General features: G+C 51.7%; 26 protein-coding genes, 3 tRNA genes and 3 pseudogenes. 18 read left to right on the forward strand and 14 right to left on the reverse strand.

Annotated features, from left to right (window positions below; all coding sequences use genetic code 11):
- Positions 1-145 precede the first annotated feature (145 nt).
- The 3 genes and pseudogenes from ACL02P_RS03120 to ACL02P_RS03130 all read right to left on the reverse strand — a co-directional run.
- On the reverse strand, positions 146-829 hold the full coding sequence (locus tag ACL02P_RS03120) for a glycosyl hydrolase family 18 protein (RefSeq protein ID WP_412836813.1): 684 nt from the start codon (positions 827-829) through the stop codon (positions 146-148).
- Complete coding sequence (locus tag ACL02P_RS03125; RefSeq protein ID WP_412836814.1) at positions 826-1,587, reverse strand: S-layer homology domain-containing protein; 762 nt, start codon at positions 1,585-1,587, stop codon at positions 826-828. Before ACL02P_RS03125 ends, ACL02P_RS03120 begins: the two co-directional genes overlap by 4 nt.
- Positions 1,588-1,722: pseudogene (locus tag ACL02P_RS03130) on the reverse strand (hypothetical protein); the annotation flags it as partial.
- A 275-nt stretch (positions 1,723-1,997) separates the two neighbouring features.
- Here ACL02P_RS03130 and ACL02P_RS03135 point away from each other — a divergent pair.
- From ACL02P_RS03135 to ACL02P_RS03175, 9 genes and pseudogenes are all read left to right on the forward strand, one after another.
- Positions 1,998-2,849, forward strand: a complete 852-nt coding sequence (locus tag ACL02P_RS03135; protein WP_412836815.1) for an ABC transporter ATP-binding protein — start codon at positions 1,998-2,000, stop codon at positions 2,847-2,849.
- Entirely contained in the window at positions 2,812-3,912 is a 1,101-nt protein-coding gene (locus tag ACL02P_RS03140; protein ID WP_339299475.1) for an efflux RND transporter periplasmic adaptor subunit, read from the forward strand. Before ACL02P_RS03135 ends, ACL02P_RS03140 begins: the two co-directional genes overlap by 38 nt.
- Positions 3,912-6,812, forward strand: a complete 2,901-nt coding sequence (locus ACL02P_RS03145) for an ABC transporter permease (protein ID WP_009225640.1) — start codon at positions 3,912-3,914, stop codon at positions 6,810-6,812. Before ACL02P_RS03140 ends, ACL02P_RS03145 begins: the two co-directional genes overlap by 1 nt.
- Before the next feature lie 3 nt (positions 6,813-6,815).
- Positions 6,816-7,700 (forward strand): ABC transporter ATP-binding protein, encoded by an 885-nt coding sequence (locus ACL02P_RS03150; protein ID WP_260070732.1) that lies wholly within the window; start codon positions 6,816-6,818, stop codon positions 7,698-7,700.
- On the forward strand, positions 7,697-9,193 hold the full coding sequence (locus ACL02P_RS03155) for an ABC transporter substrate-binding protein (protein WP_009225642.1): 1,497 nt from the start codon (positions 7,697-7,699) through the stop codon (positions 9,191-9,193). The genes ACL02P_RS03150 and ACL02P_RS03155 overlap by 4 nt, the downstream gene beginning before the upstream one ends.
- Before the next feature lie 141 nt (positions 9,194-9,334).
- Positions 9,335-9,499, forward strand: a complete 165-nt coding sequence (locus tag ACL02P_RS03160) for a hypothetical protein (RefSeq protein WP_009225643.1) — start codon at positions 9,335-9,337, stop codon at positions 9,497-9,499.
- A 61-nt stretch (positions 9,500-9,560) separates the two neighbouring features.
- A tRNA-Met gene (locus ACL02P_RS03165) sits at positions 9,561-9,634 on the forward strand.
- Positions 9,635-9,648: 14 nt separating this feature from the next.
- Positions 9,649-9,722 (forward strand) — tRNA-Ile (locus tag ACL02P_RS03170).
- Between the two features lie 774 nt (positions 9,723-10,496).
- Positions 10,497-10,619, forward strand: a pseudogene (locus tag ACL02P_RS03175) (transposase); the annotation flags it as partial.
- 331 nt (positions 10,620-10,950) lie between these two features.
- Here ACL02P_RS03175 and ACL02P_RS03180 read toward each other — a convergent pair.
- The 3 genes from ACL02P_RS03180 to ACL02P_RS03190 all read right to left on the reverse strand — a co-directional run bounded on the left by ACL02P_RS03180 (position 10,951) and on the right by ACL02P_RS03190 (position 12,306).
- Positions 10,951-11,109 (reverse strand): aspartyl-phosphate phosphatase Spo0E family protein, encoded by a 159-nt coding sequence (locus ACL02P_RS03180; protein ID WP_323076946.1) that lies wholly within the window; start codon positions 11,107-11,109, stop codon positions 10,951-10,953.
- A 269-nt stretch (positions 11,110-11,378) separates the two neighbouring features.
- The gene (locus tag ACL02P_RS03185) at positions 11,379-12,035 is read right to left on the reverse strand and encodes an S-layer homology domain-containing protein (RefSeq protein ID WP_412836816.1); all 657 of its coding nucleotides are present in this window, start codon (positions 12,033-12,035) and stop codon (positions 11,379-11,381) included.
- Positions 12,036-12,105: 70 nt separating this feature from the next.
- Positions 12,106-12,306 carry a hypothetical protein gene (locus ACL02P_RS03190; RefSeq protein ID WP_036645641.1) on the reverse strand — a complete coding sequence of 67 codons (201 nt, stop codon included), beginning with the start codon at positions 12,304-12,306 and terminating at the stop codon, positions 12,106-12,108.
- Between the two features lie 167 nt (positions 12,307-12,473).
- Here ACL02P_RS03190 and ACL02P_RS03195 point away from each other — a divergent pair.
- The 5 genes from ACL02P_RS03195 to ACL02P_RS03215 all read left to right on the forward strand — a co-directional run bounded on the left by ACL02P_RS03195 (position 12,474) and on the right by ACL02P_RS03215 (position 16,856).
- Positions 12,474-12,559: transfer RNA gene (locus ACL02P_RS03195), tRNA-Leu, on the forward strand.
- A gap of 172 nt (positions 12,560-12,731) precedes the next feature.
- On the forward strand, positions 12,732-15,014 hold the full coding sequence (locus ACL02P_RS03200; RefSeq protein WP_412836817.1) for an Ig-like domain-containing protein: 2,283 nt from the start codon (positions 12,732-12,734) through the stop codon (positions 15,012-15,014).
- Positions 15,015-15,171: 157 nt separating this feature from the next.
- Complete coding sequence (locus tag ACL02P_RS03205) at positions 15,172-16,077, forward strand: ComEC/Rec2 family competence protein (RefSeq protein ID WP_412836818.1); 906 nt, start codon at positions 15,172-15,174, stop codon at positions 16,075-16,077.
- Positions 16,078-16,084: 7 nt separating this feature from the next.
- Positions 16,085-16,303 (forward strand): DUF3006 domain-containing protein, encoded by a 219-nt coding sequence (locus ACL02P_RS03210; protein WP_260071952.1) that lies wholly within the window; start codon positions 16,085-16,087, stop codon positions 16,301-16,303.
- Between the two features lie 34 nt (positions 16,304-16,337).
- Positions 16,338-16,856: a DinB family protein gene (locus ACL02P_RS03215; RefSeq protein ID WP_260071951.1), complete on the forward strand. Its 519-nt coding sequence runs from the start codon at positions 16,338-16,340 to the stop codon at positions 16,854-16,856.
- Positions 16,857-16,935: 79 nt separating this feature from the next.
- Here ACL02P_RS03215 and manA read toward each other — a convergent pair whose 3' ends face one another.
- Together manA and ACL02P_RS03225 are read right to left on the reverse strand one after the other, a co-directional pair.
- On the reverse strand, positions 16,936-17,883 hold the full coding sequence (gene manA, locus ACL02P_RS03220) for a mannose-6-phosphate isomerase, class I (protein WP_323076935.1): 948 nt from the start codon (positions 17,881-17,883) through the stop codon (positions 16,936-16,938).
- Positions 17,884-17,912: 29 nt separating this feature from the next.
- Positions 17,913-18,827 carry an ROK family protein gene (locus ACL02P_RS03225; protein WP_009225659.1) on the reverse strand — a complete coding sequence of 305 codons (915 nt, stop codon included), beginning with the start codon at positions 18,825-18,827 and terminating at the stop codon, positions 17,913-17,915.
- A gap of 113 nt (positions 18,828-18,940) precedes the next feature.
- Between ACL02P_RS03225 and ACL02P_RS03230 the strand changes: the two genes are divergently transcribed.
- The gene (locus tag ACL02P_RS03230) at positions 18,941-19,966 is read left to right on the forward strand and encodes a LacI family DNA-binding transcriptional regulator (RefSeq protein WP_036645650.1); all 1,026 of its coding nucleotides are present in this window, start codon (positions 18,941-18,943) and stop codon (positions 19,964-19,966) included.
- Between the two features lie 100 nt (positions 19,967-20,066).
- Here ACL02P_RS03230 and ACL02P_RS03235 read toward each other — a convergent pair whose 3' ends face one another.
- Entirely contained in the window at positions 20,067-20,684 is a 618-nt protein-coding gene (locus tag ACL02P_RS03235; RefSeq protein WP_036645681.1) for a superoxide dismutase, read from the reverse strand.
- A gap of 197 nt (positions 20,685-20,881) precedes the next feature.
- On the opposite strand from ACL02P_RS03235, the gene ACL02P_RS03240 reads away from it, so the two are divergent.
- Complete coding sequence (locus tag ACL02P_RS03240; RefSeq protein ID WP_009225662.1) at positions 20,882-21,133, forward strand: DUF1450 domain-containing protein; 252 nt, start codon at positions 20,882-20,884, stop codon at positions 21,131-21,133.
- Positions 21,134-21,180: 47 nt separating this feature from the next.
- Here the strand turns inward: ACL02P_RS03240 and ACL02P_RS03245 are convergent, their stop codons facing one another.
- Together ACL02P_RS03245 and ACL02P_RS03250 are read right to left on the reverse strand one after the other, a co-directional pair.
- Positions 21,181-21,816 carry a helix-turn-helix transcriptional regulator gene (locus ACL02P_RS03245; protein ID WP_412836819.1) on the reverse strand — a complete coding sequence of 212 codons (636 nt, stop codon included), beginning with the start codon at positions 21,814-21,816 and terminating at the stop codon, positions 21,181-21,183.
- Positions 21,817-21,896: 80 nt separating this feature from the next.
- A pseudogene (locus ACL02P_RS03250) lies at positions 21,897-22,052 on the reverse strand (hypothetical protein); the annotation flags it as partial.
- Positions 22,053-22,278: 226 nt separating this feature from the next.
- On the opposite strand from ACL02P_RS03250, the gene ACL02P_RS03255 reads away from it, so the two are divergent.
- Positions 22,279-22,887 (forward strand): phosphatase PAP2 family protein, encoded by a 609-nt coding sequence (locus ACL02P_RS03255; protein ID WP_323076931.1) that lies wholly within the window; start codon positions 22,279-22,281, stop codon positions 22,885-22,887.
- Between the two features lie 56 nt (positions 22,888-22,943).
- Here the strand turns inward: ACL02P_RS03255 and ACL02P_RS03260 are convergent, their stop codons facing one another.
- The 3 genes from ACL02P_RS03260 to ACL02P_RS03270 all read right to left on the reverse strand — a co-directional run bounded on the left by ACL02P_RS03260 (position 22,944) and on the right by ACL02P_RS03270 (position 24,656).
- Entirely contained in the window at positions 22,944-23,483 is a 540-nt protein-coding gene (locus ACL02P_RS03260) for a DoxX family protein (RefSeq protein ID WP_009227132.1), read from the reverse strand.
- A gap of 194 nt (positions 23,484-23,677) precedes the next feature.
- The gene (locus ACL02P_RS03265) at positions 23,678-23,866 is read right to left on the reverse strand and encodes a hypothetical protein (protein ID WP_323076930.1); all 189 of its coding nucleotides are present in this window, start codon (positions 23,864-23,866) and stop codon (positions 23,678-23,680) included.
- Positions 23,867-23,891: 25 nt separating this feature from the next.
- Complete coding sequence (locus ACL02P_RS03270) at positions 23,892-24,656, reverse strand: polysaccharide deacetylase family protein (RefSeq protein ID WP_323076929.1); 765 nt, start codon at positions 24,654-24,656, stop codon at positions 23,892-23,894.
- Between the two features lie 305 nt (positions 24,657-24,961).
- On the opposite strand from ACL02P_RS03270, the gene ACL02P_RS03275 reads away from it, so the two are divergent.
- Complete coding sequence (locus ACL02P_RS03275) at positions 24,962-25,036, forward strand: hypothetical protein (protein WP_412837312.1); 75 nt, start codon at positions 24,962-24,964, stop codon at positions 25,034-25,036.
- The last annotated feature ends 46 nt before the right edge of the window (positions 25,037-25,082 follow it).

Below are 25,082 nucleotides of genomic sequence, written 5' to 3' on the forward strand. Positions count from 1 at the left end.
GGTTGACTTTTGCAGGGCTCTCCAGCAGGGGCTGTTTTTTTGTCTAAACAATAGCCCTTCACCAAAAGACCACCCAAGAGAAGCAGCATCGCTCTGTCTCAAAGGTGGTCATTTCTTTAACGTATGATTTACATATGATTGCTTGTTACTTAAACGAATATCCTGCGTATTTCTCCGCGTTTTTCAGACTCGTCCAGATGTCCGGCGATTCGCCGCCGATGTGCCAGTAAGCATAACCGGCCACTCCCAACCTCGCGCCTAACCTCAGCTTCTCCGAAAGGGAACGGGCATCCTCCAGCCAAATTTTGTGGATCGTGCCGTTCTTGCGATACTCCATGGTGTACTGGCCCAACGTGTCGTTCCATTTCGGCTTCAGGCCGTATTGGTTGATCCGGTTATTTTGATCCGCGAGGGTGATGTCCTCGGAAGACAACGTAGCTCCAGTGCTGCTTAGGCTCCAATCCCGCGTATACAGCGGCATCCCCATAATGAGTTGGTCGGAGGGGATTTGGGCGAGCAGCTTTTGAAGGTGGTTCTCCACCCAGCCAAGCGATGCGATGGAACCGGCGGCAGATCCGCCCCAGTGCTCGTCGTAGGCCATAATCACAAGGTAATCGGCGCTCTTCGCCAGTTCCGTGTAATTGTAAGCGTCCGACCAGTCGGTGTCGAGATCCGGCGGTAAATCTACGGACAAGACGGCAGAGACGGAATGAAGCTCCTGTGCCAGTTTGGCGATAAAGGCCGTATACAAGCTTCGATCGGAAGCTGCGACATTTTCGAAATCGACGTTGATGCCATGCAGCCCGTATTTTTGAACGTAGGACTTCAAGGTTTGGATCGCTTCGGAAGAAAGCAAGCTGGAAGCCAGAAGCTATGTGTCGTTTCCTGATCAAATCGGTTTCCGACCATGGCCCAAACCTGTTTGCCGTTATTTTTTGCCCAGGTTACGAGGGACGGGACGCTGGAGTCGGATAATTTGCCGGTACTTTCGAGAAAAAACCACCGAGGCACCAGCACATTCACGTTCGATTTCAGCACCGCTTTCTTGTAGGCCTCGGTCGATTGACCGAATTGCCAACCAAGCTTGATTGCCTCGTTCGCGTTAGCCGCGAGCGCATCGGTCCATCGGGTGTCCTGCAGCAGGCGATCCAGGATAACGGCGGTCTCCTGTCGGGTAATCGGCTGTGTTGGATGAAATAATCCGTCGCTGCCCTGCATCAAACCAAGCTCGGTAATCGAGCTGACCGAAGGCTTGGCCCAAGTCGCGATCATCGCTTCATCCTTGTAACCGGAGGACGAATTCCCGGCAGCGTTTTGTTTTAATGCGCGGACGATCCATGAAGCGGCTTCCTGCCGGGTTAACGGCTGGTTTGGCTTAAAGATCCCGTCTCCCAAGCCGTTGGTAAGCCCAAGCTCCGTGGCTGCTTGGATCGTGCCGTAGTACCAGGCGCTTCTTGGTACATCGCGATAGGCGGGAACAGCGGATTTGGCCGCTTCCACCTTAAAGATTCGCGTCAACGTGGTCATAAACTCGGCCCGGGTGATGGAGCGGGTTGGAGAAAATTCTGAACCTGAGGTTCCTTTCATCACATTGTTCGCGTTTATGCGGAGGATTGCGTCTTTCGCATAGCTGTTTGAAATATCGTTAAAGGGGAGATCGGCAGCGGCCGGCTCTTGCCGAAGAACGGCATTGGTGAATAAGAGCGTTACCGCGAGCAGGATGGGAAATTTTTTTTCATGAAGTAGTTCTCCTTGCCGAAATTAGTAGAAATCTCCTTAATTCTAACAGAATTGTAACCATTCATCAGTGCGAAAAATATGGTAAAAATTTAACGATTTCGTTAATGACCTTGTAACTTTTTGCCATCCTAATTCGTTTATAATGCAAGACGTGAATGTATTGCTAGACAAGGCCAACTAGACCAAGAAATCCAAGAAAAGGAAGTAAAGGAAGAAGAGGAGAAGCACAAATTAGGGAAATGGGAGACCGATACACAATGATGCGATGGCTTCGCAAAAAAGAAAAAGTCGAAGTTCAGCCCGGAGCTGATTCTCCGGTACCGGAAAGTGCGGAGGGGGAGACCGCCGCTGCCGTGGAGAAGACGGCCTTAGCAGAAGCAGATGCCGAGGTTATTGCAGCCCAAGATGTGCATGAGGAGGAGGCAGAGAGGGAGACCGGACCGATTCTGTCGGTCAAAGACGTTCACCGATCATTCCCGGTGGGCGGAGGAGAAATCCAGGTATTGAAGGGAATTGACATGGAAGTGCTTTCAGGCCAGCTGGTGATGCTCAAAGGCCGCTCCGGCTCGGGCAAAACGACGTTGCTCAACATGCTTGGCGGATTGGATCAGCCGACTTCCGGTGAAATCTGGTTCCGTGGCCAGCCGCTACATGAGCTGAACGACGATAAGCGTACATTGTTGCGCCGGAATCAGATCGGCTTTATTTTCCAAGCCTATGCTTTGCTTCCGCTGCTGTCTGCCTGGGAGAATGTCGAACTGTCGCTGCGTATGGCAGGAGTTCCGCCTCAGGAATGGACGCCGCGCGTTAAGCATTGCCTGGAGCTCGTCGGGCTCGGGAAACGGATGTTTCACCGCCCGTTCGAATTATCCGGGGGCGAACAGCAGCGGGTGGCCATCGCCAAAGCGATCGCCCATCGCCCAAAGCTGTTGTTGGCGGATGAACCAACGGCCAACCTCGATTCGCAAATGGGAGCACAAGTCATGGCAGTATTCAAGAACATCATACAGACCGAACGCGTGACGATCTGTATGACCACTCACGATCCTACAATCCTGGAGGTAGCGGACCATGTTTACGAAATGGTGGATGGCAGATTTATCGAATAAAAAAGGGGGGATGAGGCTGGTTCGAACGCTTGGGGTATTCGCCCTGTCCCTGACGTTAATTGCGTCCACAGGCTGCGCCTTGCTGCCGGACGAAGAGGCGGAGGAGGACCTGCCGGTGATCACGCCGCCGACAATCTCGAAGAAGCCGGAGTACGAGGTGCGCACGGAGACGATCGAGCTTAGCGTCAGCGCGGTCGGGAAGATCATGAGCCAGCGCGAGGAGCCGTTATTTTTCACAGAGGATAATCTTCACGTGAAGGAAGTGCTGGTAAAGGCGGGCGACAAAGTCAAGAAAGGCGATGCCCTCATTCAGCTGGATGTCGAAGATTTGCAGAAGGAATTGCGGAAGAAGAAGCTGGAGTTCCGCAAGCAGGAAATCTCCATGAAGGAGCTGCTGCGCACGAAGGACGAGAAGGACCCGATCGAATTTGAGGAGGCCGCCATCGTCTTTGAGGAACAGCGCCAAGAGCTGGAGGATTTGGAGAAAACGATCGCCGACGGCACACTCCGTGCGCCGTTCTCCGGATCGATCATTTCCGTCTCCGCCCAGAAAGGCGCCGCTATCAAAGCATATGATACGGTAGCCGTGCTGTCCGACACGTCCTCGTTGGTAGTGGCAGCTCAGTTTGCCAAGGAGGATTTAGCGAAGATTGCCGTTGGCATGAAAGCCAAGGTTGATATTAATGCGATGGGTGTGTTCGACGGTAAAGTGAAGGTGATGCCGGTGGATACCGGATCGTCCGACAACGATAACGGCGGCGGAAGCGGCACCCCTCCAGAGAGAGATACGATCGATAAGTACCTGATCGTGGAACTGGACAAATGGCCGGAGGGGCTTGAACGTGGACGGCCGCTTAGCGTGTCCATTGTAACGGAACGCAAGGAACACGCAGTGTTAATTCCGATTTCCGCCCTGCGGACGATCGGCTCGCGTACTTACGTCCAGGTTGTAGAGGAAGACGGTTCGAAACGTGAAGCCGATGTTGAGGTAGGTTTGCAAACCTCGACCGACGTGGAAATTGTTAAAGGACTCACGCCGGGGCAGAAAGTAGTGGGTCGTTAATGGGACTTCCTTTATTACGCTTGTTGTTCCGCAAAATGTGGAACACGAAATGGCTGACGTTAAGTACACTCTTGGGCCTCATCGTCGCTGTCTCGTTTACGGTCAGCATTCCGATGTATTCCGACGGTTCGCTGAAGCGGGTCGTTGCGACCACCCTGAAAGCGGAGAGCGAAGGGCTGCCCGCAGGTTCGTTGATCATGAGCTACCAGGCGCCGGGCGGTACCAAGACGGATTTGGGTGCACTATCCGCCGTCAATCAATACATTGTCGACGAGGTGCCGGAGCAAATCGGCTTCCCGTTTGACGCTTACGTGAACACCAGATCCATCCGCAGTACGGAGGTGTTTCCGGAGGATCCAACCAAGGTTGACGCGAGCCGTACGCGGACGATGTCCATCGTGTCCATGAGCGGTTTACAGGATCATGTGACAATATCCGGCGGCCGGTTGTTTTCGGATCAGGGGGATGGCGATACGCTTGAGGCTCTGATGCTGGAGGAAGCGATGTACCGTCAGGATCTGCACGTTGGCGATGTGATGGAGTATCCGGTGTACAGCGGCGTGGATGTGACGCTTAAGGTGAAGATTGTTGGCACCTTCCAGCCGGAGAATGAGAATGATCCGTATTGGTACCAAGGCTTTGAAGGGATGATGAACAGTTTCTACATCTCGGATCAAGCCTTTAATGAAGGACTGCTGAATCGATTGTCGATTCCGCTGCATAGCTCCAGCTGGTATTACGCTTTTGATCTTGGTGAGATCAAGACGAGTCAGCTGTCACCGCTGTCGGATACGCTGGAACGGCTGAACGTGGAGTTATACCAGAAGCTGAAAGATACGAAGGTGGATGTCTCCTTCGGCAGTCTGCTGAACGACTTCCGCAAGCAGAGCCTGCAAATGCAGACGCTGCTGTTTACCCTGGCGGCACCGATGATTGCCATGGTGTTCTATTTCATCGTGATGAACGCTCGTCAGGCGCTCGACAAGCAGCAAAGTGACATCGCTGTTCTGCGCAGCCGCGGTGCTTCTACGAAGCAGATTATTTTCATCTATTTATTTGAGAGCCTGATCCTTGGTGTGGTTGCACTGATTGCAGGCCCTTTGCTCGGCTGGTTTATGTCAAAGAGCATCGGCTCGGCGGACGGCTTCCTGACGTTCGTGAACCGCAAGTCCATTCCGGTAGGATTTAATGCCGACGCCTTGGTGTTGGGGGCGGTGGCGGTTGTGATCGCGATCTTGTCGACGCTGCTGCCGGCGATTTCCTTCGCCCGTTCCTCGATTGTCAAGGCGAAGCAGAAGCAAGCGCGCTCCGATCGGGCGCCCTTTTGGCAACGCTGGTTTATCGATATCGTCTTGATGGTGATTTCGGGTTATGGGTACTACCTGTTTAATGAGCGGCAGATGCTGACGTTCCAGACGGGGATGACGACGGATGAGCTGCAGGTTCAACCGTTCCTCTTCTTCGTACCGGCGCTGGCGATTTTCTCCATCGGACTGTTTTTCCTGCGGGTGTTCCCGTGGTTATTGAAGCTGATCGGCTGGATCGGCAAAAAGTGGTTGCCGGTTCCTTACTATTTAAGTTTGACGCAACTGTCCAGGTCGTCTTCTTCCTATTATCCGCTGATGATTCTGCTCGTTCTGACGCTGGGGCTTGGTGTATATAACGCTTCAGCTGCTCGGACGATCGATCTGAATTCGACGGAGCGGACGCTCTATAAATATGGAGCGGATGTGATTATGCGAACAGTATGGGAAGGCACGCCGGAAATCACCCGTCCTTCACAAGGAGGCTCCGGCCAAGGTCAAGGCGGCGGCTCGGGAGCTCCGGGCGGCGGCGGGAACCCGGGTGGAGTACCTGGCGGCGGTCCGGGCGGCGGCGGGCAAAATCCACCCCCGTCCAAACTGATCTATTCCGAGCCCCCGTTTGAGATCTTTCGGAGGCTGGATGGCGTCGAGCATGCGGCACGTGTGCTCCAAACGAAGGGGAACATCATCATCTCCGGCCGTTCGGCAGGCCAAGGGAATGTAATGGGGATCGACAATGTCGATTTCGCCAAAGTGGCCTGGTTCCGGAACGACCTGTTCCCCACGCATCCCTACAATTATTTGAACTTTCTCGGGATGAACGAAAGTGCAGCTTTAGTCCCGTCGAACTTGGCGGAGAAATACAAGCTGAAGCCGGGAGACGTGTTCACGGTCGCCTTGGGTGAGCAAGCGGTGGAATTTGCCGTATACGGGATTATCCCGTATTGGCCAAGTCAATATCCGGATCAAACGCCGTTTATCATTGCGAATTTGGACTATATCTACGATCAAGTTCCGCTTATTCCTTATGAAGTCTGGCTGAAGATGAAGCCGGGGGCCAAAGTCGCCCCGCTGATTCCGAAGCTGGCGGAGGAAGGAATTGAGCTTTATTCGGTTGATGATGTCCGCAGTGAATTGGCGGCCCAAAGCAAGCACCCAACCCGGGGAGGCGTATTTGGAATCTTAAGCCTCGGCTTCCTCGTCTCGGTTATCGTTTCGTTGATCGGATACGTGTTGTACTGGTTTTTCAACTTATCGGGCCGGGTCGTCCAGTTCGGGATCTTGCGGGCGATGGGCTTATCCCGCAAGCAGCTGACGTTTATGCTGCTGGCCGAACAGATCTTGACAGCAGGCTTATCCATCGTGCTCGGGATCGTGATCGGGAAGATTGCCGGCAAGCTATACTTGCCGTTCCTGCAAACTGCGGATAATGTCACAACGCAAGTTCCGCCGTTCCGAATCGTATTCGATAACCAAGACACGCTTCAGCTTTATGTCGTTGTGTTCGTGATGCTCCTGATGGGAGCCGGCCTGCTACTCTGGCAAATCCGGCGCCTGCGCGTGCATCAGGCGGTAAAAATGGGAGAGGAGCGCTAAGAGATGATTCATTGCGAAGGACTCGTCAAGATTTTCAAATCCGAAGATATCGAAGTTGTGGCGCTCCAAGGCTTAAACTTAACCGTTGAACAAGGCGAGATGATGGCGATCATCGGCAACAGCGGCAGCGGCAAATCAACGCTGCTGAATATTCTGGGCGGGCTGGATCGCCCGTCAGCTGGTCAGGTTACCGTTGGAGGCTGGGATCTGCTGAAGATCCGCGATGACCAACTGGTGGAATATAAACGCAACACCGTTGGCTTTGTTTGGCAGAACAACGCCCGCAACCTGCTGCCCTATTTAACCGCGCTGGAGAACGTGGAGATGCCGATGCTGCTCACCGGTAAGCTGGACCGGGCTTATGCAAAAGAGCTGCTGGAGCGGGTTGGCTTAAAGGACCGGATGCATAACAAGCTGCATCAACTCTCCGGCGGGGAGCAGCAGCGGGTTGCGATCGCAATCTCTTTGTCGAATCGACCGAAGCTCCTGCTGGCTGACGAACCAACGGGGTCGGTAGACACGGCCACCTCTGATCAGATCATGCAGATCTTTCGGCAAGTGAACCGGGAGCTCGGCATCACGGTCGTGATCGTCACGCACGATTTGAACCTGGCCGGGAAGGTGGACCGCGTGGTCGCCATCCGCGACGGCTTAACGAGCACCGAATTCCTGAAGCGTAATCCGAATCTGGATTTGGCGGCAGCAGAGCTAGGCGGGGGATTGCAGGAGGTTCACGAAGCCTTTGTTGTGGTTGACCGCGTCGGACGCTTACAGGTTCCGAAGGAATATCTGGAATCCGTCGGGATCAACGGACGGGCGAGCATGGAGTTTGACGGAGAGAAAATCATTATTACAGCACCTAAATCATTGGAGGGGGATCCATCATGAGGTTCAAGAAATTATTGTCCGTATCGCTGGCTGCCACGCTGGCGCTTGGCCTGTTGGCTGGCTGTAACGGCAGCAAAGCGGCAGACCCTGAGCAGGAGAAAGTGCTGCGCATCGGCGTGCTTTACGGGGGATATGACGATTCTTATTTCCGCCAGCAGTATACCGATGTGTATGAGTTCACGCACAATGTTCGCATCGAGGTTGTACCGGCCATCGACCAAAGTCAATACCGTTACCAGGACTACTCACAGCCATATGTTCAGCCGGACTACCTGGAAAGCATGAAGAAAATTATGACCGGCAGCAATCCGGTGGATGTCGTGGTAACCGATACTTCCGTATTGAATCAGCTGATCAAGGAAAATATGGTCAAACAACTTGATCCGATGATTCAGGAGGATAAGTTCGATACGTCAGACTTCGTACCGGCAGTCATTGACGGGATCAAGGATCTTGGAGAAGGCAGCCTGTACGCGTTAACTCCTTCGTTCTCCTCCTCCGCCTTGTTCTATAACAAGAAGCTCTTTACGGATGCTGGGGTAGAACCGCCTACCGATAATATGACCTGGGACGATATCTTCAATTTGGCTCGCCGTGTGGCGAAAGGGGAAGGGAAAGACCGGGTTTACGGTTTCGCGTTTAGCCGGTACCTCGGAAGCGATCCGTTCTGGGATATGCAGAGCAACTATGTCAACTCGCTGCAGCTCAAAACCTTTGATGATAAAGCGGAAACGATGACGGTCAATACCCCGCAATGGACGAAGGTATGGGAAACCATCAGCAAGCTGGCGAAGGATAAAATCATTCCGGACAGTAACAGCGGGATGATGGACGGCGAGTGGAACCCTGTAACCAGCGACCTGTTCCTCTCCGGTAAAGTAGCTATGGCGATCGGTGAGAACTACTATGTAAATGAAATTACGGACGCCAACAACAACGCTTCGAAAATTAAAAACTTTACCCCTGTAGATTGGGACGTCGTAACCGTTCCGGTCCATCCTGAAAAGCCGGGTGTCGGGGGAAGTATTTGGTTGAGCAATACGTTTGCGATCAACAGTGCCGCTCCAAATGCCGAAACCGCTTGGGACTTCATTAAATTCATTAACGGTGAGGATTGGGCAAAACTGAAATCCCGGAGCAACTCCTATGAAATGCTGGCCCGCAAATCGTACATCCAACCGAAAATGGGCTTGGACTACAATATTCAAGCGTTCTATTTGCTGAAGCCGACGCCGCCAACGGATCCGAAGCAAGATAAGCTGATGAGCGAAAAACCAGGGCTTTACAGCGTGACCGACAGCGGACGTAAGTTCTTCCAAGAGGTACTGGAGAACAAGAAAACGCCGGCGGAAGCGCTCAAGGAATGGGAAGAGAAGGGCAACAAGATGCTGCAGGAGATTAAAAACAATCCAAAAACCCAATTCCAGGAGGATGGTACGCCATTTGTTCCTGAGGAAGGGGCTGCAGCAGGAGGAGCCGTATATAAAGGATAAATCGCGGTTTGCATTGAGCACAAAACATTACCAAATATATAAGCCCGCCGGACGAAATCCGGCGGCTTTTTTTGTTAAGGTTGGGCATTCTATAGACATGAACAATTTGCTCTAATTTACGAAAGGATGGACGAAACAGTCATGCGTTGGGTATACTTCAATAAATTGTATCGAACGAAATTCCAAGCGGGATGTCTCGCCCGACGGTTGGAGCAAGACGGTTGGATTTACGGTTTTGATGATATGCGGCAAATCGAAATTTTCCGCTCGCGCAAAGGCAAATATGGCGTGCGATTTATTCCATAATCTTAGGCTTGACGTGCCCTGCGAGAATCGTGTATATTATTGATTGTCGCCAATTTATTGACGCGGGGTGGAGCAGCCCGGTAGCTCGTCGGGCTCATAACCCGAAGGCCGCAGGTTCAAATCCTGCCCCCGCAATCCCAAGTTCTCCCGGGCCCTTAGCTCAGTTGGTTAGAGCGGTCGGCTCATAACCGATTGGTCACAGGTTCGAGTCCTGTAGGGCCCATAAGTGCGAAACCCCTTGCTGCGCAAGGGGTTTTTGCTTTGTTTGGTATTGATAGAGTTGTCCGATAATTGATCTGTTGATTTGGGGGTTAGTCGGCCTCGATCATGTAATTTGAAAAGTGGTGGGAGCGAATACTTAGAGAAATGAATCTTGATGATTTTAAATTCCTGTATTCCATTTTTGACAATAATCAAAGTAATTTTTCGGTGATGGCTAAAGAAGCCTTGGATGCTCGTAGAATTGAGTTAGAAGGACGGTGAAACGAAATGTTAAAAAGCACTTGTGCTGCTCCATTTTCGTATCACATGTAATTGAGGTATATGATACGATATGTTAAGATAAAAATAGAAATAGGAGCCGGTGCCAGCCGACTCCCTGTACAACACTTGGGTGGGAAACCTCCAGAACAAGCTGAAAATAACCCGTTCCCTCGGCGCTAACCTGGGCGGGTTATTTTCGTTTATTCAGATAGGTGAGTAGTGCGAGAAGAAACATCCCGAGCATAATCACTTCTGATAACGAAAAATTCATTGGCATCACCTCTGATCCGGAGGCGATACTTCCCACCCAAGTTCAGTTGTACAAGCCATATTATACCATGAGTCTGCGAACCCCGCAGGCTCTTTTATTACGGCTTTAGCCAGTTGAGTACGCGAAGCGTGCGAAACAAAAAACCACCCGCTATGCGGGTGGAGGGAACGAAGGTTTGACCAACAAGACCATTCCCAAAAAATTGAGATGTTCAGGCTCAATTCAAGAAAGGAATGGTCTTAGATGGCAAACAAGAGCTATAGTTTAGCTCACACGAAGTGGATGTGCAAATACCATATCGTGTTCACCCCGAAGTATAGACGGAAAGAGATCTATAATCAAGTGAGGAAAGATTTGATCGAAATATAGCAAACCACCCGTCCAACGGGTGGTTATGATTCAATTAAAATCAAGGTTTCGAAGATTCCTATTGAGCGTTTTATAGTAGGCAATTTTTTTGCGAATAAACGAGACTTTTCCAAGGGTAATAAGATTCAAGCCTCTCCAAATCATGAGGTGAAAAAAAGCTTGCCCAAGCTCTTTGCCGTCATGGACAATCTTTGGTCGCTGAATGATAGAACTTCCTCCTCCTGTGCGCGAACATTATTATTTATTATAGTAGAAAATACGAGTGATCTTTATCGAAAGTTCCAGTTTCTGGGCAGAAGAAAGGAGCCGTTGCCACGGCCCCCTCAGATCATTTGACTTGCTTCTGGATCATCAATCGATGGTACTCATTCAGCAATTTGTCTAGTTGCTGACTGACCATGATCATTTCTCGATCGGCAAGACGTTTACTTCGGGCGAGATGGTTTAATTCCATCCGGAGCTCTTCAATTTTCAGGATGAGTTCCATGGCGAACAACTCCTAGGTCCAGGTATCAATGCCATCCGTCCGCTTTCGACTGGTGAGCGGCTAAACATCTTCCGTAAACTGTCACATTTCTGCACCAAATTCAAGCGGTAATTATATTTTCGATGTCCGTTTTTGTAAATCCTCCCTAAATTCTGAAATAAATTGCAAAAATCTGTCGATTCAGTGAATTTTATTAAAATTTTAAGTTTTGGTGGAGAATCAAAAAGGACCGCGCATGGCGGCCCTTCTAGGTTTCATCGCAAAGGAGATTATTTGCTGTCCGGTGTCGGAGCAGGGTGAGCGACTAAGTACTCCACCGCATTATAGGTCAAGAGCGCCGCTTCCGCACGGGTAATCAAATCTCCCGGATGGAATTGATTACTCTCATCCAGGTTGGCGATCCCAAGCACGAGTGCACGTTGCACCGTACCTTGATAAGAAACGTTGAGCTGGTCATCGTCAGCAAATTCGATCGGTTTGATATTGATCTTCGGTAAATCACCATGCTTCTCCATTGCCAAAATCAGCTGATGGGTAAACTCTTCGCGCGTCATGGGCTTGTCCGGATTCACGTTGGCGTCAAGATCAAACCCGTTCTGTTGAGCAATCGAGAACGCTGGGGCATACCAGGCCTCTTTCTTGACATTCACAAAATTGTCGCTGGCGCTCTCAGGAGCTTCCAACTTCAACCCCAGCAGGTTGACAATCAGCTGAACGCCTTGGCTTGTGGTCAGCTGGTCATCCGGCAAAAAGCTGTCGGCGCTGACGCCGCGAACGATGCCTTTGGCTTGCAAAACAGAAATGCTGTCTTTGGCGACAGACTGGCTTACATCTTTAAAGGACCCCGCGGCTGCAAAGCTTTCTCCAGCTAAGGACAAGCTCAAAATGGCTGCGGCGGACAACATAGCTACGTTACGTTTAAACATGGTGATCACCTCGTCTAGTTATTTTTGATAATTCCTAGACGAAGAGAGTTGGAAAAGGTTGCAGATTTAATTAAAAAGATTTTCCAAATGGAATAATTCGCGTCACGTGTTGGATTTCGTCGAGCTTCACCCAGACGGCCCCTTCTGTTGTGCGCAGATGTACTTTGTCGGGCGCTGAACCCCACTTCGGCAGTCCGGTCATCATTTGTCCGTCATGCAGTTGGATGACTACCTGATGGCCCAGCGTAACCGCCATCTTCAATTCGTGCATGAATGCTACCCTCACCTTTCCGCAAATTCGAGCCAATCTCCTGTAATTCTAACCTTAACTTACCATATTTCCTAACTGATTAATTTATCGGATAAAGGTGACTTGAATTTTGGGTTGATATTGAGTGGAATTCTGTATATAATCATTAATACGGAATTTTTGAACAAGCCGGGGTGGCGGAATTGGCAGACGCACAGGACTTAAAATCCTGCGGTAGGTGACTACCGTACCGGTTCGAGCCCGGTCCTCGGCATGGATGAAGATAGAGCGTATTCGTGAATCGAATGCGCTCTATTTTTTTATAGGACAAATGGATTATTTTGATGAAAAACGTTACGAAAATTCTACTAAATGTCGATATAAAACAGGAGAAGACTGGAAAAAGGTTCCGGTAAATTAGCAATGAGAACAAAGGAGAGGAATCAATGATTGCTAACAGGAAGATGACGTATTGGATGCTCGTCTTGACGCTCCTCCTTTCGGTGCTTGCTCCAACGGGCGCATTTGCAGCAACCGGGGACATCAAGGAGATTAATATTGATGGAGCAGGTACGACCGTTGAACTCGGCGTTGGTAAAACCAAGCAGCTTAAAGTAACTGCTGGCTTGGAAGGAGGCGGCACCAAGGATGTGACCTCTACCGTAACTTGGACGTCCGGAGATGATACCGTAGCCAAGGTTAGTGCCGGCGGTTTAGTCACTGCGCTGAAGAGCGGTACTGCGATCATCACGGCGGAATATAAAAACCCAACTACCGAAGTCGGGTCGGTTTCGTCCATTACGATTAAAGTTACAGACACCTACACCGCATTAACATTGGACTACAAATTAGACGGAAAATATAGTCTGGACACTCCTGAATCCGATCTGACTGTTACCGCCAAGGCGAAGGTGGACAACGAGTCCATTGAACCTAAGGATGTCACGGAAGAGGCGGATTGGACTTCCTCCAATGCGAGTGTACTGACCATTGAGAAGGGGGAAATTACGTTAACCGGTACAGGGGAAGCGACGATTACGGCTAAATATGCCGGCCTGACGGCTTCTTTCAAAGCGAAGGTGACGTCGCCGTACTCCGGCTTGAAATTATACAAGACGGTTGGAACGACCGACACGGAGATTAAGGAAAAAGAAGACCTTGAGCTGATCATGGCCGATAAGGAAGTGGAGCTTAAGGTTAAAACGGTGCTGAAGAGCAACCCGGATACGACAAACGACGTTACGGAAAAAGCGACCTGGAGTTCTTCGGATACCAGTGTAGCTACGGTAGAAGACGGAACGGTTAAGATCGTATCGACGGGGAAAGCGACGATTACGGCAACCTATTACGGCGAGCAAGCCAAAGTCGACATTTATGTACGAGCTCCGTATGAAGCGATCCTGCTGACGCCGTCCGGCGATCAGACGATGTTTATCGGGGAAACGCTGGCGGTGGAGGCCGGGGTGAGAGTGAAAGCAAACGAAACCCAAGACGTCAGCGATGACGCCGAATGGACTTCTTCCAATAAATTAGTTGCTACTGTAAGTGACACCGGTGTTGTTACGGCCAAAGCGGCGGGATCAACTACGATTAAAGCCAGCTATCAAGGCGTGAGCAAGAGCTTCAAAGTCACGGTACTTCCTACGGTGACCGAGCTCAAAGTCGAGAAAGAGCAACTGGATGTCTATGTTGGAGGATCGGCGAGCTTGCCGAAGGTGACCGGTGCGAAGCTGGACGGAGAATCCATCGATCTCAGCGATGCCATCACTTGGACTTCGAGCCAAGAGGATATCGCTGTAGTAGAGGATGGAAAGATCGTAACGAAGGATCTGGATGACTCGGTAGTTTCTGCTGAAGTTACGTTGACCGGGAAACTCACGGAAGCCGGAACAGGACTGACTCCGAACGCGGACTTCCCAATTCGCGGAACCGAAGTGAAGGTTAAAGTTAATGTAAAGGAAAAGGTTCTGACTCTGCTTGCCACGCAAACTTCAATGGACCTCGTCATCGGCGAGGAAAATGCGCTGCCGGAAATCACGGTGGTCTATGAGAACGGCGTGGAGCAAACGAACCCGGCCGGCGTGGAATGGACCGTTACCGGCTCCAATGCAGTGCTGAAGTCGACAGCGGACGGGAAGAAGCTGAAAGGTCTCAGCAAAGGCTCGGCCACGCTGAAAGGAACTTTCGAGAACAAGACCATCAATGTATCGGTCTCCATTGAACCGAAAATCACCAAGATTGTTGTAGAGCCGCAAACGATCGATCTTAACATCAAGAAATCGAAATCGATCAAGGTGACGGGGTATTATGCAGACGGCAAGAAAGTCACCCTGTCCTCCAAAATGGGCTGGGTCTCCTCCGATGTGAACGTCGCTACGGTGTCGTCCTCTTCGGTGAAGGCTGTCGCTGAGGGGACCGCGACGTTAACCGGTTCTTACCAAGGCAATGTCGTTACTGTAAAAGTGAACGTGGTTCCGAAGCTGGTGAAGCTGGAGGTTAGCGAGAAGAAGCTGCAGCTGGCTCCTGGTGCGGCCAAAACCCTCGTTCTTACGGCAACCTACGATAACGGCAAAGTCGCCACGGTAACGGGCAGCGCGAAATGGACCACCTCCAAGGCGAACGTTGCTAAAGTGTCGGCTGGTCAGATTCAGGCGATCGCCAAGGGCTCCGCTTCCATCAAAGCCGAGTATGGCGGCAAGAAGGTATCTATCAGCGTTTCGGTGAAATAAGATAGAACATGATTGACTAGAGTCTGCCTTTGAGAAGGCAGGCTCCTTTTTTATAGGTAAGCTAATTTTTATTTGCACAATTTACTTAATTTTGATTGATTTTAGGCTGGATCATCCTCTATAATTAGAACAAATGTTCTGGGAAGGATTAACATCAATGATTAGGCAGAAGACATGTTGGGCAGTTGTTGGCGTATTTTTGGTGTGGTTAAGCATACTTCTTACAGGCTGCAGCCCGGCGAACTGGGAAGAAGTCGCGGGACGGCTGGCGGAGAACACCTCCGTTGCTTCCGAAGTGGAAGGAGACGGTCAGCTTCGCGTGATTTTTCTGGATGTGGGACAAGGGGCCTCACAGCTGCTGATCAGCCCTTCCGGGCATACGATGCTGATTGATGCCGGTAACAATGACCGGGAGCAGGCAATGCTGGACTACCTTCGGTCTTATGGAGTGGACCGCTTGGATGTTGTGATTGGGACGCATCCGGATGCGGATCACATCGGCGGGCTGGACCGGGTGATCGATCGTTTGGACATCGGCGAAATCTATATGCCGAGGATCCAGTCCAATACGAAGACGTACGAGTCCTTGCTGAACTCCATTCGTGGCAAAGGGTTGAAGGTGAAGACCGCCAAAGCGGGGCTGGAGCTATCCTGGGATGAGCAGGTGAAGGTGAGTATGATCGCCCCGGTGACCGTAACCGACGACAATAACAACATGAGCGCCGTTGTGAAGGTGACGTATGGCCGCACTTCTTTTCTGTTAACCGGGGATGCCGAATCGGAAAGCGAGCGGGCAATGCTAGAATCCGGAGTGAATTTGCGCGCCGACGTTCTGCTGGTAGGGCACCATGGCTCGAAATCTTCAACAACGGCCAAGTTTTTGAACGCAGTGAAGCCAAAATACGCGGTGATCCAGGTTGGAGAAAATTCTTACGGACATCCTACAAAGACGATCCTGGATCGGCTGTCCAAGCGGCAGGTAGAGGTCTATCGCAACGATCTTCAAGGTACGGTGGAATTCGCCAGCGACGGCGAGGGCTACCGAATCACGACGGAAAGGTAGGATGGAGATGAGCCACATCGTGGAAGGCTTTGAGGGCGATTTATGCATCTTGGAATCGGACGGGAAGCTCCGTCATGTCCCGCGTTCCCAGGTGGATCCCAAGGTCAAACCGGGAGATGTCGTGGAATGGAACGGCACGAAATGGGTTCCCAACCTGCGGGAAACGGAAGAGAGAAGCCGTCATATCCGCGCTTTAATGGATGAAGTGTGGGAAGACGAGGAGTAGGGTTGGTTACGTTCATGAAGGAGGAATGTTGGAGATGTTGATTCGACCGCAGACAGGGGAATACGCACCGCATTTTGAACCTTACATTCAGATGGCGCCTGAGGGGGAGTTGGCTCAGTTTCTGGAGGAGCAGCCGAAGCGGCTCCGAGAGAAGTGGGCAGGTATTCGTGAAGAGCAAGCAAACTACCGGTATGCCGAAGGAAAATGGAGCGTTAAGGAAGTCATCGGCCATCTCGCGGATACGGAACGGGTAATGCAATACCGTATGCTGCGGATCGCACGCGGCGATACGACGCCGCTTCCAGGCTTCGACGAGGAATTGTTCGCCCGTCATGCCGGGTTTGACCGTCAGTCGATTGAGGAGATCGTAAAGGGCTTCGAGATCGTAAGGGAATCCACGTTGGCGCTGGTTCGTCAGCTGGATGACGAAGCATGGGCCCGCATGGGGAACGTAGCCGATTATCCGGCCACTGCCCGTGCCATCGCCTATAACATCGCCGGGCATGCGGAGCACCATATGCGGATTTTAAACGATCGGTATGTTCATGCTTAATTTAGAAGGAAGCGATAGGTAAAAAGGACGGAAGCCACCATCGTGATCGATGAGCGCTTCCGTCCTTTTTTGCATGAAATTATTCGTGGGACATGATCATTTCGAGCTCCCCGCTTAAGCGGTAAGGGCCAAAGCCCGCTGGCAAGATGAAGTGCTCGCCTTTGACCAGATCGTAGCTTTGTCCGCCTGCCGTCAGCTTCCCGCTGCCGGAAAGCACGCTGAAGATCGTATATTTCTCGTTTGCCGCAACCTCGGTTTCTTCGCCGGAGACGTTCCATTTTTCCACGGTAAAGAAGGAATTGGAGACGAAGGAAGTGACCGTCAGGCCGCCGCGTACCGTGGTTTCATAAGAAATGGGTTCATACGCTTGCGGAACGGTAGTCACGTCGATCGCTTTCTCCAGATGGAGCTCACGGGTGTTACCGTCTTTGTCGCGGCGATCATAGTCGTATACCCGGTAGGTGGTATCCGAGCTCTGTTGCGTTTCGAGCACGACGATCCCTTTACCCAGCGCGTGCAGCGTTCCGCTTGGAACATAGAAGAAGTCACCCGGTTTAACCGGCACTTTCGTCAGGAAGCGATCCCACTCGCCGTTTTCGATCATCGAGACGAGCTCTTCTTTTGTTTTGGCTTCATGTCCGTAAATGATTACAGCACCGGGTTCGGCATCTACGATGTACCAGCATTCGGTTTTGCCCAGCTCCCCGTTCTCGTGTTTGCCGGCGTACTCGTCATCTGGATGCACCTGTACCGACAGGTCGTCGGAGGCGTCGAGAATTTTCGTCAGCAGCGGGAACACCTTGGACGAGGAACGGAACAGCTCCGGATGGGAGGTCCACAATTCCCCCAGCTTCATGCCTTGGTACGGTCCGTTCTTCACTACGCTCTGTCCGTTCGGGTGAGCGGATACGGCCCAGCATTCGCCGGTATGGTCATTCGGGATGTCATAGCCAAACAAATCTCTTAGCTTGGTGCCGCCCCAAATGCGTTCTTGGAAAATCGGCTGCAAAAAAATCGGTTCATTCATCGTTATCGGACTCCTTTTGTCTCTATAGATCAGTATGGAATATGGATTAAGGCAGCGGCGCCGATCAAGCCGGCGTCCTGATGAAGCGCGGCGGGAACGATAGGGGTTTGCCGTCCCGAAGGGTTCAGCGCATACTTGGACACGTAGTCGCGCACCGCGTTAAACAACGGATCGCCAACCTGGGAGACGCCGCCGCCGATGACCAGCTTCTCCGGATCAAACGTATTAATTAAGGTGACACAGCCAACGCCGATATTTTCGAAGACTTTGGCTACAAGCTCCTGAATCACAGGTTGCCCAGCCGCCGCCAAATCAAAAGCTTCTTTAGAAGAAACCTCACGGCCAAGCAGCTCAGAGGCTTGTCTTGCGACCGCGGTGCCGGAGGCGACAAATTCCCAGCAGCCCTTCTGCCCGCACACGCAGGTACCAACGGATGGATCCACGACGATATGGCCGACATCGCCGGCATTCCCGCTTGCTCCAGTGATGAGCTTGCCGTGGGAGTAGATCCCGGCGCCGATGCCCGTGCTGATCGTGATGAATACGAAGTGCTCGGCATCCTTGGCAGCGCCAAGCCATTTTTCCGCAAGGGCCGCAGCGGTAGCGTCGTTCTCCAGCCGAATCGGCAGACTGAAGTAGCGCTTCAGTGAGTCGACGATCGGGAAGTTCCACCAGCCCCGCAAATTCGGCGGTTCGGCGATTTTCCCTTCCTTCGTGTTTAATGGGCCGGGAGCTCCAACGCCGATGCCTAAAAGCTCGGACTCTGCGATGCCTTGGGCGGTGAGGATATCTTGGATTGCAGCGGCCATCCGGTCGACCATCACCTCTGGCCCCACCGTCTGATCGGTTGGCAGCGATACCTTCGTCCGCACTTCACCGTCCGTGCCAATCAACCCGATGGCCGTCTTCGTGCCCCCGATGTCGATACCAATTGCATAACTCAACGTTCATTCCTCCTGTGGAACTGAAGATTCACAACTTGACAAACTTGACAAAATAAATATTTGTAAAGTACCATGTAGGTTAAGTGTAGCACGATTCGAAAGGAATGAAAAGAATGGGCCGTAAAAAGAAAGTCTCGATGCAGGATATCGCTGACCGTCTGCAAATTTCTAAAAATGCGGTGTCATTGGCGCTAATGAACAAAAAGGGCGTCAGCGAGGAGATGCGCCGCCGCGTGCAGGAAACCGCGCGTGAGCTGGGGTACGGACCTTACGCGCACCAAGAGAGCGGACAAGCGAATATTTTGGTGCTCGTTCCTGAACGGATCATGAGCTATCAGGATAATGATCATTTTCAGTTTTTTCACGATATGATTTGGGGATTGGAACGAAGCGCGCGCAAAAAAGGACTCAACGCTGTCATCACCCCGCTTGATCGGGAGATGGAAGCCGCGCGTTTGCTGCCGGGACCGTTCACCGATATTCCGTACCGGGGAGTGATTCTGTTTGGGATTGTGGACCGGGCGTATGCGAAGCGCATTTGGGAGCTGGACACGCCGCTGGTGCTGATGGATTCCTACTACCACGATCTGCCTTGTCCGGCCGTCACCTCGGACAATCAGGAGGGGGCCTATACAGCGGTCTCACACTTAATTGAAGCCGGCCACCGGGACATCGGGTTTATCGGGCCGACGAACCTGTCGACCAGTCATGAGGAGCGCTGGTTTGGGTTTGAGAAAGCGATGAAGGAGCAGGGGTTGATCATTCGGGAGGCGGCCTGCTTGACGACGTCCAAGGGCTATGATTACACCGCGGCAGAAATCGCGAATTTTCTGGATGGGTTAGGGGAGTGGCCGACGGCGTTTTTTTGCGGGAATGATCGTATTGCTTATTTGCTGGCCGGTCTCTTGAAGACGCGAAACAAGCGATTGCCGGAGGATGTCTCCATCGCCGGATTTGACGATTTGCCCTATGTCAACAGCGAGGGTTTAAATGTGACGACGATGCGGGTGGAGAAGGAGCGCATGTGTGATGCCGCAATTAGCTTGCTCCTGTCAGACCTTGGGCGTTCCCGCGAGAAGATTCACTGGCAAATCCCGCCCACGTTGGTTGTCCGGGAGTCTGTTGCTCGGAGAGGATAGGGGCCTAGGCTAGATGAAAAAAAGGGTGCCCACAGAGCCGGTTCACCGGTCCAGTGGACACCCTTTCGCGTTCGTGCAGGCGTTACGCCAACACGCTGACTTATTTGTTCAGTGCTGCTTCGTAACGTTTCTCAACTGCAGGCCAGTTGATGACGTTAAAGAAAGCGGCGATGTAGTCAGGACGTTTGTTTTGATATTTCAGGTAGTAAGCATGCTCCCATACGTCCAGGCCAAGGATTGGCGTTTTGCCTTCCATCAGCGGGGAGTCTTGGTTCGGCAAGCTGTAAACGGACAATTTGCCGTTAGCATCTACAGCCAGGAACGCCCAACCGCTGCCGAAGCGAGTGGTAGCTGCTTTCGTGAATTCTTCTTTGAATTTGTCAAAGCCGCCCAGCTCGTTGTTGATCGCTTCAGCCAGCTTGCCGGAAGGTTGGCCGCCGCCGTTCGGGCCGATCGTTTCCCAGAACAGGGAGTGGTTCGCATGGCCGCCGCCGTTGTTGCGAACAGCAGTGCGGATGCTTTCAGGAACGCTGTCCAGATCGCTGATCAATTCTTCAACGGATTTGGATTGCAATTCTGGAGCGGATTCCAGAGCTGCGTTCAGGTTCGTTACATACGTATTATGGTGACGATCATGGTGAATCATCATCGTTGTTTCATCGATATGAGGTTCAAGCGCGTTGTTCGGGTAAGGCAATGCAGGTAATTGATGTGCCATTTCTAAATCCATCCTTTCTTCTCCAATATGTAGTAGTAATTCCGACAAAACTAATTATAAATCCGCACTCCGACTTAGTCAACATAGATGTATATTAAGTATGTTAAATCGTTCGCAGCCATTGACAAATCAGTTCGTGAATTTCATAATGAGGGTTCAAGCATCATTAGCCTACAAGTTTGGGGTGAAAAGACGTCATGGGGTTGGGCATCGTTATCGTTGAGGTGTGCGACAGCAACCTGATGAGCGCGCTTGAGCTGGAGAAGCTGGAAGAAGAATACCCCGAAATTGCCGTGATGCGGCAGGACTGTCTTAGTTTATGCGGGTTATGTAAGCTTAGACCGTATGCACTGGTGAACGGCAAACGCGTCTCCGCCAAGACGACGGAGGAGTGTATCCAGCTCGTGAAGCAAGCCATTGAGGACGAGTTAGCCGTCTATGATATATAACCAAAAAAAGCAGCCATGAGGCTGCTTTTTTCTATAGGCGGATCTCCTCAGCGTTCGCGCTGGCGGATCACATACACACATTTTCTCCCTTGTTGGGCCAAGCATTCCGTGCGTTCGACATCGGCATCCAGCAGCGATTCAAACAATTTCAGCTCGCAGTCGCAGGCATGATTGTAGCGGTTCGCGATTTGCGAGATCGGGCAGTTATGCTCCATCAGGACATACTCGCCGTGATCGGTTTCTTGAAGCTCGGTCATATATCCATTGTCGTTTTGAATCTCCGAGAGCGTGCGTACTTTTTCAGTCAGCGATTTCCCTTGCATCTTGGACATATATTTACGGCTCAGCTTCTCCTTACGGCGATCGAACAGGCGGTCTACCATGTCTTCGCCGCTCTCCTCGGCCAGTTCGTCCAGCAGATCCAGCGTAAGCGAATGATATCTCTTGGGAAAAAGCCCCTCAGCCAGCTCGGTTAACCCATATACAGCAGTGGGCCGTCCTGCCGTCTGCCGAATCATTTTCGATTCGATCAGCCCGTCGCGTTCCATCGTGCCGAGATGGCGGCGCACCGCCATTTCCGTGATCTGCAGTTCTGTCGTAAGCTCTTTGGCACTCAGAGGTCCGGCGGTTTTCATTAAATGAAGAATCCGCTCGCGGGTGGAAAGGTCTTTTTTGGCATTCATGCGTGACACTCCCTCTCGGGTGATAAGTTCCGGCGGTCTTAGCTTTGCGGGACGACGAGAGCGGCTTCCCGGCACGCCTCCGAACAGAAGCCGTGATGTTCTTCGGCGGCGATCAGGATGCGTCCCTTGATCCCCAGCTCTTTGCAGTATTGCAGATGCTCGGCAGTGAAGGCGGCAGGATCCTCGATCCGGACAAATTTATAAAATAATAATACGCGATAAGCGTGTTGTTCCATTATTTGAATCACCTATCTATTCTATGATGAATTCTACTGCATTGTAGTCCAAGGCTCTCGACTTAGTCAATATATAAGTATAGTAAGTATATTAATGCGGGTCTAGCGGATATTCTTTCCTTGCGAAGCCGTGGAAGCATGAAATTGGAAATAAGGGTTGCCGGGACCTCCGGTTCCCAGTACAATGATCTGGTTCAGGTGAATGCAGGTGAGAGGGGAACTTTTGATGAAAAAATGGCTTTTGCCAGTCCTGCTTGCTGCCTTGTTTGTGGTGCTGGGCGGGCTGCTACATACGGAGGGATTGCGTTCGATTGACCGCAGTATCGGGGACTTTTTCTATGGGCTGCGCAATGACAGCATCACTCCGGCGGTCAAAGCGATCTCCGAGTTGGGAACAACCACCGGTTTTGTTGTGGTGCTGGGGATTGCCCTCATTTGGACATTGCTGGTTCTGCGGAACGGACGTTATGCCCTTTGGCTGACGATCAGCCTGGCAGGCGGGTGGCTGCTTAACAAAGTGTTGAAAGCTCTATACACTCGTGAACGTCCTGACATGTGGGACAGCCTCGTTGTACCGGACGGGTACAGCTTTCCCAGCGGAAATGCGATGATCTCCGCCGCTTTCTTCGGGGTGATCGCGTTGCTGCTGCTTCGTTCCGGTAGGGTGGGGAATCGCATTTGGGCGGTGGTGGTGCTGCTGATCATTTTGCTGATTGGGGTCAGCCGCTTGTACTTGGGCGTGCATTATGCCAGTGACATTGTTGGCGGCTTTCTCGCGGGTGCGGTGATCGCCGAGCTGTGTGCTTGGGGCGCCGTGGGCCGAAACAGAATATAATGAATAAAGAAGAAAGCCCGCCGGATGGCGGGCTTTCTTCTTTATATGTGCGGCGCTTACGCCGTGTGTTTAACGTTCAGCGGTTGCTTAGGCGTCGGGGCTTGCGTTCCGGCATCGCCTTTTTTGTGGAACAACTTGCGGAGGTAAGGCATCACGTAGTAGTCGAGGCCGATTTTACCAGCGTTAGCTGCAGCGACGAGAATCAGTACTTCAAGGATCAACATTTGCGCGTTGGTGCTTACCGTACCCGAGAAGAGGAACGCGGCGTTCATCACGAAGCCCATCAGTGCAGCGAAGGTGGTGAAGGTACCGAGGATCAGCCCCAGGCCAACCAGGAATTCGCCGTAAGGCACCAGGAAGTTAAAGAGTCCGACATTCGGCAAGGCAAAGTGTTCCAGGAAGGCTGCCCACCAGCCTTGTACGGCCGGATGGTCGCCAGTGCTGTTCGCGATCGCTCCGGTCAGGAAGCCTGCGGCATCGAAGCCGCCGGTGATTTTATGATAGCCGGCTTCGATCCATTGGTAGCCCAGGTAGACGCGGATAACGGTCAGGAGCCACATCGCCACTTTGTTTGTTCTCAGGAAATTGTTAAACATAAGAACCACTCCTTTTATTTATCGTTGTTTTTTTGTTTTTCGGATGATCATCTTTGATGTCTTTATTATATGTGATTTATTTCACTATATATGTGATTTAAATCACAAATATCAAAAATTGAGAAAATAAATTTTAATATAAAACAGCAAGGCGGGCTGAAGCCCCGTCTTGCTGCATGTTTGGTGGATTTCACTTATTTGGCTTGATCCTTGCTCTGATTCTTTTCTTCCGCCTCACCCGTAAAGGTTTCCGTCCATTCCTCCATCATCTCGCCAACCAAATCTTCGAGCTTCTCGGTGGCCGAGGTAGGGTGTTTCGGAACGGGAATCGGATCCACGCCGGAGCCTTCCCCAGAAGGCAGGGTATTCTGCTCCTTATCCATCTGTGTTGCTCCTTTCCAATGAAGTCTAGTGGTCAACCTTAATATGATGATCCGGCGTAACTTTATGCGTCAGCAGTTCGGATACGGTAACGAAGCGATAACCCCGGCTTTGCAGTTCCGGCAAAATGACCTTTAACGCTTCGATCGTCTGCGTGCTGTTATACACGTAATCATGCATCAGGATAATATCACCGTTGCGGGCGTTGTCCAGCACCTTGCGCACGATTCTGCGTACGCCGGGTGACGTCCAGTCCTTCGTATCCTGATGCCAGGACCAGAGGATCATCTGCAGGTTGTTATGTTTGGTTAGCTCGACAATGGCATCATTATAATATCCGCCCGGGGGGCGGAAGAGGACCGGTTTACGTCCGGTGGTCTCGAATACGGCTTCCTGGGTCATGGCCATTTCTTCCTTCAAGGCCGGTAGCGCCAGCCGATGAAAGGAAGGATGGTGATAGGAATGGTTGCCGATTTCATGGCCCGCGGCTTGTTCCATTTTGACGATTTCGGGGAATCGATTCACCCGGTCGCCCACAACAAAGAAGGTCGCCTTCGCATGATACTTCTCCAGAAGCTCGAGAATTTTCGGAGTTTGCTGCTCATCCGGTCCGTCATCAAAGGTTAAGGCGATGTATTTTTCTTGCGTCGGCACTTCCCACACAATGTCCCCGCGTTCCTCATAATAGCTTCTTTGCTTGCCATGAACCGGGGAGGATGCCTCTGTTGCAGGGGCGAGCAGCGCAGCGGCAAGGGCGATGGTGAGCGCTGCTCCCAGTTTGATTTTGACCATCGGTTCTACGTGCCTCCATCAACTATACTTGAGCGCTTGTCCGTCCGGGGAAACTCGCAGCTTCCTGTCGGCGCTGTCCGTTTAGTTTGGCTGGTTGGCGGTGCTTTTATCCATGGAAGGGTGAACCTTGAGCTTGTGCAAATCCTCCAGGCACCGTTTGCGTTCCTCTTCGGGAGTTTCCAGCTCGTTTCGAACGCACGGCATAGCTCATGTTGCTTTTGCTCTTACGGCCGATCCTCGAAAACAGGATGCCGTAGTATATTAAGGTAAGTACCGTTTATGCGGTATGGTTAGGGGTGGACATCGTGCTGATTTCTTTGGCGGGAGTCATCCTGTCCCAGAGAAATTGTCGCTATCTTCGATCCTGTGGATTGGCGTGATTGTCCTCGGTGTTGTCGGATTGAATATGAGTGGTAAGGGAGGCTA

Source organism: Paenibacillus sp. MB22_1 (genome assembly GCF_047200555.1).
Classification (GTDB): domain Bacteria; phylum Bacillota; class Bacilli; order Paenibacillales; family Paenibacillaceae; genus Fontibacillus; species Fontibacillus phoenicis.